Origin of the sequence: Pseudomonas sp. XWY-1 (assembly GCF_002953115.1) — a bacterium.
Taxonomy (GTDB): Bacteria; Pseudomonadota; Gammaproteobacteria; order Pseudomonadales; family Pseudomonadaceae; genus Aquipseudomonas; species Aquipseudomonas alloputida.
This window is the reverse complement of sequence record NZ_CP026332.1, coordinates 3,609,062-3,621,500: the sequence shown is the minus strand read 5'-3', so window position 1 is coordinate 3,621,500 and position 12,439 is coordinate 3,609,062. Positions and strand designations below refer to the sequence as shown.

Genomic DNA, 12,439 nt, shown 5'->3' with positions numbered 1-12,439 from the left:
GCAGGTCATGGTGCAGGCTTCAGCCAAGGAGAATTGCAATGCGTTCGCTGTGCAGTCCGAAAGACCACCTGCTAGACCTCGATGGCGTTGAAATAGCGGTTCGCACCTGGGGGGCAGAAGACGGTATCCCCATATTGGCCTTGCATGGCTGGCTGGATAACGCTGCCTCGTTCGAGCGCCTGGCACCGATGCTGGACGGCTGCTTCGTGGTGGCCCCCGACCTGATCGGCCATGGCCGTTCTGGCCATCGTCGCCACGACAGCGGCTATTACCTGTGGGAGCATGCCGAAGACATGCTGGCGGTGACCGACAGCCTGGGCCTGGCGCAATTTCATGTGCTGGCCCATGGGATGGGCACCGGTATAGCGTCGCTGCTGGCGGCGATGACCAGTGGCATTGCCAGCATGACCTTCCTCGACGGCATGGGCGCACCGTTCACGGTGGCCGAAGATGATCGCGTGCAGCACCTGGCGCGGGCCTACCGGCTCAAGCGCATGGTACAGCGCAGCCAGTTGCCGGGTTTTGCCGAGCCGGATGTTGGTCGCTTCGACGACCTGGACAACGCCCTGGCGCAACGCCGCGAGCGGCTGGACACCGAACTGTCGGAAGGTGCCGCTCGGCTGCTGGCGCTGCGCGACCTGCTACAGCTGGACGATGGCTATTGCTGGCGCCACGACCCGCGGCTGGTATTGCCCGAACCCATGCCACTGACCGAGCGCGAAGCCTGCGACCTGCTCAGCCAGATCCGCTGCCCGTTGTACCTGCTGTTCGGCCGCCAGGGGGCCTTCACCGGCGAGGCCTTTACCCGGCGTCAGGCCGCCTTGCCCAGCCAGGCGAAAGTCTCCTGGCACCCAGGCGGGCACCACTTCCACCTGGATGCGCCGGACCGGGCGCTGGTCGACCAATTGCTGCGTATCCTGACGCGCCATGAAGGGGGCGTACTGCAACGCTTGGTGAACGAGTAGCTGATTCTGGTCACGCCGCGTGAACCTGCGCTATGGTGGCGAACCTATTCGCAAACACGCCACAGGGAGCCCGGCATGCGGCCTTTCACCATCAAGCACATCGACCACCTGGTGTTGCGGGTCAGCGACCTGCCGCGCAGTGTTGCCTTTTACACCGAGCTGCTTGGCTGCACCGTCAGCCGCGTGCGCGAAGACCTGGGTATGGTGCACCTGGCCACGGGCACGGCGATGATCGACCTGGTGACCCTGGATGGCCCACTGGGGCAGCCAGGCGGAGCGGCACCGGGCGTGGAAGGGCGTAACCTGCACCATTTCTGCCTGCGCATCGAGCCGTTCGACGAGGCCGCGTTGACGGCCTATCTGGAAGCCGCCGGGGTAAAGGTGGAGCCTGCCGAGAAGCGGTATGGTGCCGAAGGCGAGGGGCTTTCGCTGTACTGCTACGACCCGGATGGTAATCAGGTCGAGTTGAAGGGGCCGGTAGTGCCTGGCGGGTGAAACCGCCCCCGCCAAAATCGTCAGCCAACCCGCTATCGCCCGGCACCCCGGTGCTGCGTGTCGTCCAGGCCGCCCTCTCGTGCAGGGCCCGGCGGGTGGATATCCAGCCAATCCCGATTATGCTTCATGAACCTTGCTGCGATCCGAGGCGGCCAGCCTCGTCGTGCTTCGCGCAACCAAAGCAAGCGCCAGGGCCTGGGTGCGACGGTGAAGTGGTTGTGAGGTGCTCCGGCCTGCATGACAACATGACGGAGGCAACCCATGGCGGTTCTCGACAGCACATCCACGGGCAGCGCGCCCCAACGCGGTATCACCAAGGAGGAGCGCAAGGTCATCTTCGCCTCGTCCCTGGGCACGGTATTCGAGTGGTACGACTTCTACCTGTACGGCTCACTCGCCGCGATTATCGCCAGGCACTTCTTCGCTGGCGTCAATGAAACCACCTCGTTCATCTTTGCCTTGCTGGCCTTTGCCGCCGGCTTTGCCGTCCGACCGTTCGGCGCCATCGTGTTCGGCCGCCTGGGCGACATGATCGGGCGCAAGTACACCTTCCTCATCACCATTGTCATCATGGGCCTGTCCACCGCAGTGGTGGGCCTGCTACCGGGCTACGCCACGATCGGCGTGGCCGCGCCGATCATCCTGATCACCCTGCGCTTGCTGCAGGGGCTGGCGCTGGGCGGTGAGTACGGCGGCGCGGCCACCTACGTGGCCGAGCATGCGCCCAAGGGCCGCCGCGGCTTTTTCACTGCCTGGATCCAGACGACTGCCACCCTGGGGCTGTTCCTGTCGCTGCTGGTGATCATGGCCTGTCGCACCGCCATGGGGACGGAAGCGTTCGAGGCCTGGGGCTGGCGGATACCGTTCCTGCTGTCGATTCTGCTGCTGGCGATTTCGGTGTACATCCGCCTGCAGCTGAACGAGTCGCCAGTGTTCATGAAGATGAAGGCCGAGGGCAAGGCATCCAAGGCGCCCCTGACCGAATCGTTCGCCCGCTGGGACAACCTCAAGGTGGTGATCATGTCGCTGCTCGGCGGCACCGCCGGCCAGGCCGTGGTGTGGTACACCGGGCAGTTCTACGCGTTGTTCTTCCTGTTGCAGACGCTCAAGATCGAGGCGCAGACCGCCAACCTGCTGATTGCCGGTTCATTGTTGATCGGCACACCGTTCTTCATTTTCTTCGGCAGCCTGTCCGACCGGATTGGCCGCAAGAAGATCATCATGGCCGGCTGCATCATCGCCGCGCTGACTTATTTCCCGATCTTCAAGGCACTGACCGAGTATGGCAACCCGGATGTATTCGTTGCCCAGGAGCAGAACCCGGTGGTGGTGGTGGCCGACCCGGGCCAATGTGCATTCCAGTTCGACCCGGTGGGCAAGGCCAAATTCACCAGCTCCTGCGACATTGCCAAGAGCCTGCTGGCCAAGCGCGCCATCCCGTATACCAATGAAGCGGCGGAACCCGGCAGCGTGGCACAGATCCGCATTGGCGAACGGGTATTGCCGAGCTTTGATGGCAGCAGCCTGGCGGCGGCGGACTTCAAGGTGCAAAGCGAAGCGTTTACCGCAACCCTGAGTGGTGCATTGAAAGAGGCGGGCTACCCGGAAAAGGCCGACCCGGCGAAAATCCACTACCCGATGGTGCTGTTGCTGCTGACCATTCTGGTGATCTACGTGACCATGGTCTACGGGCCGATTGCCGCCTGGCTGGTGGAGCTGTTCCCGGCGCGCATCCGCTACACCTCGATGTCGCTGCCTTACCACATCGGGAATGGCTGGTTCGGCGGCTTCCTGCCGACCGTGGCGTTTGCCATGGTGGCAGCGACCGGGGATATCTATTACGGCTTGTGGTACCCGATCGTGATTGCCGTGATGACGGCGGTGCTGGGGATCTTCTTCCTGCCGGAGACCAAGGATCGGGATATCACTCACACCTGAAGGTCGAGTTTGCCTGTGCCGGCCTCTTCGCGGGTGAACCCGCTCCTACAGGTACCGTGTAGGAGCGGGTTCACCCGCGAAGGGCTGCAAAGCAGCCCCAACAATCTCTGCCCCCCTGCGGCCCCCGTAGGAGCGGGTTCACCCGCGAAGGGCTGCAAAGCAGCCCCAACAATCTCTGAACCCCTGTGCCCCCCGTAGGAGCGGGTTCACCCGCGAAGAGGCCGGCACAGGCGATCAATCAGTCGAAGTAGCCACGAAGCCCGAATGCATACCCGGTATCCACAGCTGTCGCCTCACCCCGGCTCCAGCGCTTCTTCAGCACGAACTCGAACGCTGGCTCGTACAACCCGTCGCGCACCAGTGCCCCCGCCAGTACCTCCACGTCGTACCAGCCATTGTCCAGCTCGATGATCGGCCGCCCAGGCAGCCGGTAACGCGCCATCAGGTCACCCAGGGTCTTGGGCGTGAAGTGCTGCAGGATGCGCCAGGTGTACAGCATCAGCGCACCGTGCTCGATCCGCAGTACATAGCCATTGCGCCGGTGCTTCAGGCGGCTGCCGGCCTCGCGCAGGGCCGGTGTGTGGTTATCGAGGGTGAAGAGGATGCGGTAGGGCAGGTTGTCGACACCGGCCAGCGGCAGCACGATGCCTTCGCGCACAGCCTGGTCGCCGCTGTCACCGTGGGTGAACGCATGGGCCAGGTCGTCGGGCAGTTGCTGGTCTTGCTTGAAGCGTTCGAGCAACTGGATATCGCCAAGCAGAAAGTAGTCGACCAGGTCGTTGAGCACTTCGCTGAATTCGTGGCGCATCTGTTTTCCTTGTGGGTGCGCATTGGGTTAAGGGCAACCGGCTAATGCTTCTGGGCAATCTGGATCAGGTTGCCGCACGTGTCATCGAACACCGCCACGGTAACCGGCCCCATTGGGGTTGGTGGCCGGATGAACTGCACACCGGCCGCACATAGCCGGGTGTATTCGGCCTGGATGTCACGCACGCCGAACGAGGTGGCGGGGATGCCATCCTGCTTGAGCGCGGCCTTGTACACCTTGGCCGCCGGGTGCGCGTCGGGTTCCAGCAGCAGTTCGACGCCATTGGGGTCGTTGGGCGAAGTCAGGGTCAACCAGCGGTGCCGGCCCATGGGGATGTCGTGCCTGGGCTCGAAACCGAGTACGTAGTGGTAGAAAGCCAGGGCCTTGGCCTGGTCGTCGACGAGGATGCTGGTGACCACGATCTTCATAAGCGCACACCGTTTACCTGGGGCCGATGACTATCAGTAAAGACGTTCGGGCGTTTTTGACCAGTGGTTGCTGTGCCACGGGGCCCCGTTCCAGGCGCAAGCGTGGTGCGGCGCCGGTTTGCGCAGGCCTGTGAGCCGAGGTACTGGCAGACCCTACAAAAAACCTGCTCAAGGCATAGGTAAATCCTTCAGCGCTCAGCCCCCGCAGAGCGGCAGCCAAGGGTAAAGTGTGAGGCATGATCCCAGCCTGCCCAGACCCGCGTCAGAGAGGTACCCTGTGGCTGCCTATACCTTGCGACAACTGAAGTACTTCGTCACCACCGTGGAAGCGGGCAGTGTGGCCGAAGCGTCACGCCAGCTGTACATCGCCCAGCCGTCCATCTCCACGGCCATCAAGAGCCTGGAGGAAAGTTTCGGTGTGCAGCTGTTCATCCGCCACCACGCCCAGGGTGTGTCATTGACGCCCAGCGGCAAACGCTTCTACGCCAAGACCAAGTCGCTGCTGCAGATGGCCCATGAGTTCGAACAGAACGCCCTGGCCGACAACGATACCGTCGCCGGGCAGATCGACATTGGCTGTTTCGAAACCGTGGCGCCACTGTACCTGCCGCGCCTGATCGCCGGCTTTCGCCAGCGCTACCCGGGTGTGGACATTCGCCTGCGCGACGGTGAGCAGCAGGACCTGATCCAGGGCCTGACCGCTGGAACATTCGACCTGGCATTTCTCTATGACCACGACCTGGATGGCACCATCGAGGCCGAGCCGCTGATGCCGCCGCAGAAGCCCTATGTGCTGCTACCCGAGAACCACCGCTTTGCCAGCCAGGCCCAGGTCTCGCTGCGCGACCTGTGCCCCGAGCCGATGATCCTGCTGGACGTGGCCCCTAGCCGCACCTACTTCGTCAGCTTGTTCAACGAGATGGGCCTGGCACCGAACATCGTCTTCAGTTCGCCGTCGATCGAGATGGTGCGCGGCATGGTCGGTCAGGGTTTCGGTTTTTCGTTGCTGGTAACCCGTCCGCACTCGGAATACACCTATGACGGCCAACGCCTGGCGATGCTCGACATTGCCGAGCCGGTGGCGCTGTCGGGGCTGGCTGCGGCGTGGTTGAAGCGAGTCCAGCTGACCAAGCCGGCGCAGTTGTTCGTGGAATTTTGTCGCGAAGAGCTGGCGAAGTTCCTGAACTGAGCACGCCATGCCACCCCGGCAGGAGGAGCATGGCGTGGCGATTGCTCAGGGGTTGACCTGGTAGCCGCGCCCTTGCAGGCAACCGCTGTAGGCACTGGCATGGGCCTGGGTTTTGGCCTCGTCCTGGCCGCGCCGGTCCTGGCGCCGGTCCTGACGCTGGCGCATGCCACCGACCGCGGCCCCGGCGGCGGCCACTTCGCCGGCACGGTTCTGCCGGTATTGCTGCTTGGCATCGTCACCCACCCGGTCATACAACTCGTCATGCTGGTTGCCGCGCACCTGCGCGCCTACAGCACCGGCGGCGGCACCCGCAGCTGCACCGCGAACCCGGCCACCGACATGTGGGTCGCTGGACGTCGCTGTGCCGTTTGCGGCATTGGTGGCTACGGTATTGCAATCGTTGATATCCAGTTGCATCTGCTGGCTGCTCTGGCCCTTGAGCGGCACCACCGACTGCGCCTGGGCGGCCGATGCTGCGCACAGCAGCATCAACAGGTAACTCCACGTGAACGTACGCATGGCACACCTCCACCGGGCGGAAAGCCCGCCTCACAGAATAGTTCGCCTTTGATGTCGTGATGGAAGTTTTGCCCAGATGGTCTACACCGGATATCAGACGCCGTTCCGATTAGCCTCTTGGCCTGATCCAAGGCTACCTGTGGGCAAACCATGAGCCAGACGCAAGATGTGATCATCTGCGAGTATTGCGACACGGTGTACCACCGTGCACCGCTGCTCAAACATCAACGTGCCCTTTGCCCGTGCTGTGGCGGCGTGCTGTACCGGCACAGGTCACTGACTATCGAGCAGCGGCTGGCACTGAGTGTGACTGGCGGTGTCCTGCTGGTGTTCGCCAACTATTACCCGGTGATGACCATCGGCATGCAGGGGCTGACCCACTCGGCCACATTGTGGGACGCCGTGCAGATCCTCAGTCATGGCAGTATCACCTTCATCGCTCTGGTCATGGCGCTGTCGATCATTTTTGCGCCGCTGCTGCAAATTGCCCTGTTGTGCTGGGTGTTGGGTTTTGCCCTTGCCGGCCAGCGTGCCCCCGGCTTTGCCCTGTGCATGCGTGGCCTGGAAAGCCTGCGGCCCTGGAGCATGCTGGAGGTGTGTCTGCTGGGGGCAATGGTGGCAGTGATCAAACTGGCGGGGCTGCTCGATGTGATCCCCGGTATCGGCCTGCTGGCCCTGGCCGCATTGAGCATGTTGATCATCCACATTGCCGGCAAGGACATCCGCGACTTGTGGGAACAGGTATGACTGCCCCGGTCAAGGCGCACGACCTTGGCTTGTGTCTGTGCCATGGCTGTGGCCAGGCATGCGACACGCGCAGTGGCGCGCACACCTGCAACCGTTGCGGCGCCGTCATTCACCGACGCAAGGCCAATGCCATCAGCCGTGGCTGGGCGTTTCTGCTGGCCGCACTGATTTTCTACATCCCCGCCAACCTGCTGCCGGTGATGCACACCGAAATGCTCGGCAGTGGTACAGAAAGCACCATTGGCGGTGGCGTGCTGGAGTTCTGGGAAGCCGGGGCCTGGGACATCGCGCTGATCATTTTCATTGCCAGCGTGGGTGTGCCCGCCATCAAGTTCTTCTCCCTTGGCCTGCTGCTGTTCACTGCCCAGCGTGGTTCTTCCTGGGCCTGCCGGCAGCGTTCGCAGTTGTACCGCTTCGTCGAGCTGATCGGCTATTGGTCCATGCTCGATGTGATGGTAGTGGCGCTGGTGGCTGCGCTGGTGCAACTGCGCGGGCTGGGCACCATCGAGCCGCGTGTGGGCATTCTGTTCTTTGGCATGGTGGTAGTGCTGACCATGTTCTCTGCGATGAGCTTTGATCCACGCCTGATCTGGAATAGCCATGCCAACGAGGGGAGGCCGCATTGATGGGGCAACAGACTGACAAGCGCGAGGGCCCTGGGCAGGTTGAAGTGCGCACCCGACGTTGGAGTGTGTCGCTGGTATGGATCGTGCCGATCCTGGCGATCCTGATCGGCGCTTCGCTGGTGGTGCGCAACTGGATGCAGCAAGGGCCGGTGATCACCATTTCTTTCCACAGTGGCGAGGGATTGGTGGCGCACAAGACCCAGGTAAAATACCGCAGCGTGGTGATTGGCGAAGTGACCACGGTGGACTTGGCCGACGACAAGAGGAGCGTGGTGGCCAAGGTTCAGCTCTCCAACGATGCCCGTTCATTCGCTACCCGGGGAGCGCGCTTCTGGGTGGTGCGACCGCGCATCGGCGTGGGCGGGGTTTCCGGGGTGGACACGCTGCTTTCGGGCAGTTTCATCGGGGCTGATTCCGGCGAGTCGAAGGTGCCGGAAAAGTCTTTTGTCGGGCTGGAGCTGCCACCGCCGATCACCTATGACGAAAAGGGCAAGCGCTTTGTTCTTGTCGCCAGCGACCTCGGCTCGCTGGATATCGGCTCTTCGATCTACTACCGCAAGATCCCGGTGGGTGAGGTGGTGTCCTTTGCCCTCCAGGACGATGGCAAGGGGGTAGAGATTGGGGTGTTCGTGCAGGCGCCCTACGACACGTTCGTCACTGCTGACACGCGCTTCTGGAATGCCAGTGGCATCGACATGCAGATCGGTGCCAATGGCCTGAAGGTCGATACCGAATCGCTGTCGTCGATTCTGGTGGGCGGGCTGGCCTTCGGCTCGCCCGATTTCGCGGCGCAAGCCGAGCCTGCTGCCGACCAGGCCCGCTTCCAGCTATTCGCCGACCGCGACATGGCGCTGTCGCCTCCGCATGGCCAGGCGCAGTACCTGCAGTTGCGCTTCGACCAGGCCATGCGCGGCCTGTCGGTGGGCGCGCCAGTGGAGTTCAAGGGGGTGGAGTTTGGCCGGGTCACCTCGATCCAGCTCGATTACGATGCTACGCGGCAGAGCTTCCCGGTAGTGGTCGATGCGGTGATCTACCCGCAGCGGCTAGGGCCGGTGCACCGCAAGATGCTGGCGGTGTTCAAGCACACCGAGGGCGATATGCAAGGGGCGCGGAAACTGATTGGCACCTTTGTCGAGCATGGGCTTCGGGCCCAGGCGCGTAGCGGCAACCTGATCACCGGGCAGATGTTCATTTCGCTGGACTTTTACCCCGATGCCCCCAAGGTGGCCTTCGACATGGCTGCCAACCCCATCATGATCCCGACGCTGCCCGGCAGCCTTGAGCAGTTGCAGGAACAGCTGCAGAGGGTAGTGGAGCGCATTGCCAAGCTGCCGCTGGAAAGCATCGCCGGTAACCTGGACGGCAGCCTGCGTGAACTGCGCGCCAGCCTAAAGCAGTTCAATGGCCAGACGTTGCCGGAGGTGAAAGTGGCGCTGGACGAGGTGCACAAGACCCTGCGCACGGCCAACTCGGCAATTTCCGAAGACTCGCCGCAGCGCGAGCGAATGGGTGAAACGCTGGACGAGCTGGAGCGCATGTCGCGTTCGCTACGTGACCTTGCCGATTACCTGGGCCGCCACCCCGAGTCGCTGATTCGTGGCCGGCCGAAATCGGCCGGGCCTGCAGACCTTGAACCCTGAGGAGACAGCCGATGCAACGACTGCGCAATGCATGTGTGGCCAGCCTGCTGGTGTGGCTCGGGGGCTGCAGCAGTACGCCGAACAACTACCACACGTTGGTACCGAGCGACCCGGTACGTGACAGCGGCCAGCGCATTCAGGTGGTCAGGGTGGCTGTGCCGCCCCAGGTCGACCGCCCACAGTTGGTGGTGCGGCAAGGGCAGAGCGGCCTGGCCATTCTGGAGACGGAGTGGTGGGGCGCCAACCTGGTGGATGAATTCCGCAGCGCCCTGCAGGACCTGTTGGGCGGCCCGGCGGGTGGCGGCAAGGCGTCGCTGCGGGTGGATGTGCAACGCTTCGACACGGTACCAGGGCGCTACGCGTCGCTGGAGGCCGTGTGGCGCCTGAAGCAGCAAGGGCAGGTCGAGCTGACCTGCCGTACGTCAGTGCAGACTGCTGCGGACAACAGCATCACCAGCCTGGTGAATGCGCACCAGGCCAACCTGCGCAAGTTGGCCGAGGCGGTGCGGGGGAGTGCCCTGCAGGGTAGCTGCCGGGCATGAACCGGCCTTATTACTGCCGGGTGCTGGCTGTTTCCTGTGCCCCGTCGGCCTTGTCCTGCGGCAGCTGATCGAACTCGCGCAAGCCATCCTTGCGGTACGGATCGCCGATCCAGCGTGGTGCTGCCACGAACTGTGGACTCACCAGGCTCTTGGCCGGTTCATAGCGGTCGTAGCTCAATCCGGCCAGGTCTGACAGGGTATGGATCAGATGCGAACTGCTGTAGGGGCGGTTGGCCATTGCCTGCAAGTCACGCGGGTGTTCGGCCTGCCAGCTAGGCGAGGTCCACAGCAGGAACGGGATGGTGTACATCGGCCGGGTCGGTGCGCCTTCATTGCGCCCCAGGCGGTCGTGGTCACCGGAGCTGTACACGTCTTCACCATGATCGGACAGGTACATCAGGAACCCGTTGGGGTTGCCTGCCGCATAACGCTTGATCAGGCTCGACACCACATAGTCGTTGTAGCGCACCGCGTTGTCATAGAAGTTGTAGGTTTTTACCTGGTCCGCTGTCAGCTTGGCTGGCACACCCTGCCTGTCGTTGAAGTGCGCATAGTCGTCCGGGTAGCGGTAGCGGTAGTCCATGTGCGTGCCCAGCAGGTGCACGATGATGAACTTGTTGGGCGCAGGGTCTTGCAGGGCTTTCTCGAACGGCGCCAGCACCACGTCATCGTACTGGCGGGCATTCTGGTTGCGCTGGTTGTTCAGGTACACCGGCGCGTCTGTTTGCTGCGAGAAGGTGGTGAGCATGGTGTTGCGCTTGGTCAAGGTCTGCTGGTTGGTGATCCAGAAGGTCTTGTAACCTGCCTGTTTCAGCAGGTTGATCAGCGACGGGGCGCTGAGGAAACGGTCCGGGTTCTGCTCGTCGCCGAACGTGAGGATCTGCTGCATCACTTCGATGGTGTACGGGCGCGGCGATACCACGTCGCGGAACACGGTCAGGCCCGTATCGCTGGCGGCCAGCGCGTCGAGGTTGGGCGTGGTGTCGCGGTCATAGCCATACAGGTGCATGTGCTCGCGGGTGGTCGACTCGCCGAGCACCAATACCAGGGTGCGTGGCGCTGTACCACTGCTGTCGCGCAGGTTTTGCAGCGGTGGCAGTGCGGCATTCTGGGCCAGCAGTTTCTGCATGTTGTCCAGTTGCTGGCGGTACTGTCGGTAACCGACCAGCAACTGCCAAGGGACGGCCGGTTCCATTCGCTGCTGCACTTTTTCGAGCGCATCGGCGAAGTTGCGCTCCTGGGTGACCATCTGCTTGTAGAACGGCACGACCAGGTTGGCCACCAGCAATAGCACGACCACCGGCAGGCGACTGCGCAGTGGCAGGCTGACCGGGCGCACGCGCCGCCACAGCAGGACCGCAACCAGCGTGTACAGCACCAGTGCCAGGCCCAGCCCCACGCTGAAGTATTGGCTGAAGTACTCACCAGCCTCGGCGGTGTTGGACTCGAACATCACAAAGATGACGCTTTGTGAAAATTCCTGGCGATAGATGCCGAAGTAGCTCAGGCCCACCAGCGAAGCCGCCCACAGCACCAGACCGATGATTGCCGCGGTGGCGCGAGTGAAGCGCGGCAGCAACAGGACGGGCGCCAGCCACAGGCTGCTGAGGAACAACGCATCGCGAAAACCGGCGAAGCCGGTCGTCCCGCTGAACAGCAGCAACGCTTGGGTTACACCGGAGAAATACCAGAAGAACAGCAAGAGCCAGCCGAGGCCGGCCCAGTCCACGCGCTTGTGCGCGGCGGGGGATGTAGTGTGTGACACGTATGCCTCGTCGTACCTTGGCGGCCAGCGGTTGTGCGCGTGGCCGGAAAGGGCGTGACGCTAATCTGCGGACTGTGAAAATAACGTAAACGCGTTTAATCCTGCGACCTGCATGGCCGTAGCAGGCATACGCTGGGCCGTTCACCGCGTTTTCCCCTCGCCGCCGGGGTATGATGGCGGCAGCGAAAACGTACTGACAGGCCCCTAGACCATGAACCGTCGTAAGAAGATCAAGCAGCTATTGCAGGCGCATGCCAAAAAGGCCAGTGCCAAGCTGGCGCCACGCAAGCCCAAGTATATCTGCAAGGCGGATCGCTTGAAGATGGAGGCAGAGGCGGTGAGCGAGAGTTCCCAGCTGGCTGACTGACACCGCCCCTGCACCGATCGCATGGGCTTCAACGGCGGTAGTAATAATGCGCGTCATGATGACGCTGGCGCATGGCGCGCTCATGGCGGCGCTCCCAATCACGGCGCCGTTCCCAGTCGCGCCGCCGCTCCCAGTCCCGGCGGGCTTGTTCACGCCGCCACTGTTCGCGCCGCCAGTCGCTTCGGTGGTCGTGCCAGCGATCGTCATCATGCGCCAGGAGCGTGGCCGGCTGTTCAACGGCCACGCTGGCCACGCTCGACCAAGGGTTGCCGGCTGGCTTCAACGGTGACTGGACGGCCGGTGAAACCGGTTCGGCTGCTTTCATTTGCGTTGCCGATGCCGTGCCCACCGCCGCGAGCGAGAACAGGCCGAGCAGCACCAACCTTGCGACACGTATTTTCATGAGCGTA

At 63.0% G+C, this 12,439-nt stretch carries 14 protein-coding genes; 9 read left to right on the top strand and 5 right to left on the bottom strand.

All coding sequences use genetic code 11. The features are described from left to right. The first annotated feature begins 38 nt into the window (after positions 1-38). The 3 genes from PRJ_RS16815 to PRJ_RS16805 all read left to right on the top strand — a co-directional run bounded on the left by PRJ_RS16815 (position 39) and on the right by PRJ_RS16805 (position 3,398). Positions 39-965 (top strand): alpha/beta fold hydrolase, encoded by a 927-nt coding sequence (locus PRJ_RS16815; RefSeq protein ID WP_010953494.1) that lies wholly within the window; start codon positions 39-41, stop codon positions 963-965. 75 nt (positions 966-1,040) lie between these two features. Then, positions 1,041-1,460 carry a VOC family protein gene (locus tag PRJ_RS16810; RefSeq protein ID WP_003250810.1) on the top strand — a complete coding sequence of 140 codons (420 nt, stop codon included), beginning with the start codon at positions 1,041-1,043 and terminating at the stop codon, positions 1,458-1,460. A 261-nt stretch (positions 1,461-1,721) separates the two neighbouring features. Next, positions 1,722-3,398: an MFS transporter gene (locus PRJ_RS16805; RefSeq protein ID WP_064490777.1), complete on the top strand. Its 1,677-nt coding sequence runs from the start codon at positions 1,722-1,724 to the stop codon at positions 3,396-3,398. Between the two features lie 238 nt (positions 3,399-3,636). Here PRJ_RS16805 and PRJ_RS16795 read toward each other — a convergent pair whose 3' ends face one another. Further along, positions 3,637-4,206: a hypothetical protein gene (locus PRJ_RS16795; protein ID WP_104887412.1), complete on the bottom strand. Its 570-nt coding sequence runs from the start codon at positions 4,204-4,206 to the stop codon at positions 3,637-3,639. A 41-nt stretch (positions 4,207-4,247) separates the two neighbouring features. Next, positions 4,248-4,634, bottom strand: a complete 387-nt coding sequence (locus PRJ_RS16790; protein WP_003250815.1) for a VOC family protein — start codon at positions 4,632-4,634, stop codon at positions 4,248-4,250. Between the two features lie 277 nt (positions 4,635-4,911). Between PRJ_RS16790 and PRJ_RS16785 the strand changes: the two genes are divergently transcribed. Continuing rightward, complete coding sequence (locus PRJ_RS16785) at positions 4,912-5,823, top strand: LysR family transcriptional regulator (protein WP_014591474.1); 912 nt, start codon at positions 4,912-4,914, stop codon at positions 5,821-5,823. 45 nt (positions 5,824-5,868) lie between these two features. Here PRJ_RS16785 and PRJ_RS16780 read toward each other — a convergent pair whose 3' ends face one another. Beyond that, positions 5,869-6,342: a YMGG-like glycine zipper-containing protein gene (locus PRJ_RS16780; RefSeq protein WP_014591473.1), complete on the bottom strand. Its 474-nt coding sequence runs from the start codon at positions 6,340-6,342 to the stop codon at positions 5,869-5,871. Positions 6,343-6,492: 150 nt separating this feature from the next. Between PRJ_RS16780 and PRJ_RS16775 the strand changes: the two genes are divergently transcribed. From PRJ_RS16775 to PRJ_RS16760, 4 genes are read left to right on the top strand one after another with little or no spacing between them, the layout of a single operon-like run. Next, positions 6,493-7,089: a paraquat-inducible protein A gene (locus PRJ_RS16775; protein ID WP_104962018.1), complete on the top strand. Its 597-nt coding sequence runs from the start codon at positions 6,493-6,495 to the stop codon at positions 7,087-7,089. Further along, the gene (locus PRJ_RS16770) at positions 7,086-7,715 is read left to right on the top strand and encodes a paraquat-inducible protein A (protein WP_104962017.1); all 630 of its coding nucleotides are present in this window, start codon (positions 7,086-7,088) and stop codon (positions 7,713-7,715) included. Before PRJ_RS16775 ends, PRJ_RS16770 begins: the two co-directional genes overlap by 4 nt. Further along, on the top strand, positions 7,715-9,355 hold the full coding sequence (locus tag PRJ_RS16765) for an intermembrane transport protein PqiB (RefSeq protein ID WP_104962016.1): 1,641 nt from the start codon (positions 7,715-7,717) through the stop codon (positions 9,353-9,355). The genes PRJ_RS16770 and PRJ_RS16765 overlap by 1 nt, the downstream gene beginning before the upstream one ends. A gap of 11 nt (positions 9,356-9,366) precedes the next feature. Further along, the gene (locus PRJ_RS16760) at positions 9,367-9,897 is read left to right on the top strand and encodes a membrane integrity-associated transporter subunit PqiC (protein ID WP_104962015.1); all 531 of its coding nucleotides are present in this window, start codon (positions 9,367-9,369) and stop codon (positions 9,895-9,897) included. Between the two features lie 10 nt (positions 9,898-9,907). Here the strand turns inward: PRJ_RS16760 and PRJ_RS16755 are convergent, their stop codons facing one another. After that, on the bottom strand, positions 9,908-11,662 hold the full coding sequence (locus PRJ_RS16755) for a phosphoethanolamine transferase CptA (RefSeq protein WP_104962014.1): 1,755 nt from the start codon (positions 11,660-11,662) through the stop codon (positions 9,908-9,910). A 211-nt stretch (positions 11,663-11,873) separates the two neighbouring features. Between PRJ_RS16755 and PRJ_RS16750 the strand changes: the two genes are divergently transcribed. After that, positions 11,874-12,029 (top strand): DUF2986 domain-containing protein, encoded by a 156-nt coding sequence (locus tag PRJ_RS16750; protein WP_064493526.1) that lies wholly within the window; start codon positions 11,874-11,876, stop codon positions 12,027-12,029. A 28-nt stretch (positions 12,030-12,057) separates the two neighbouring features. Here PRJ_RS16750 and PRJ_RS16745 read toward each other — a convergent pair whose 3' ends face one another. Then, positions 12,058-12,432 (bottom strand): hypothetical protein, encoded by a 375-nt coding sequence (locus PRJ_RS16745; protein WP_104962013.1) that lies wholly within the window; start codon positions 12,430-12,432, stop codon positions 12,058-12,060. Between the last annotated feature and the right edge of the window lie 7 nt (positions 12,433-12,439).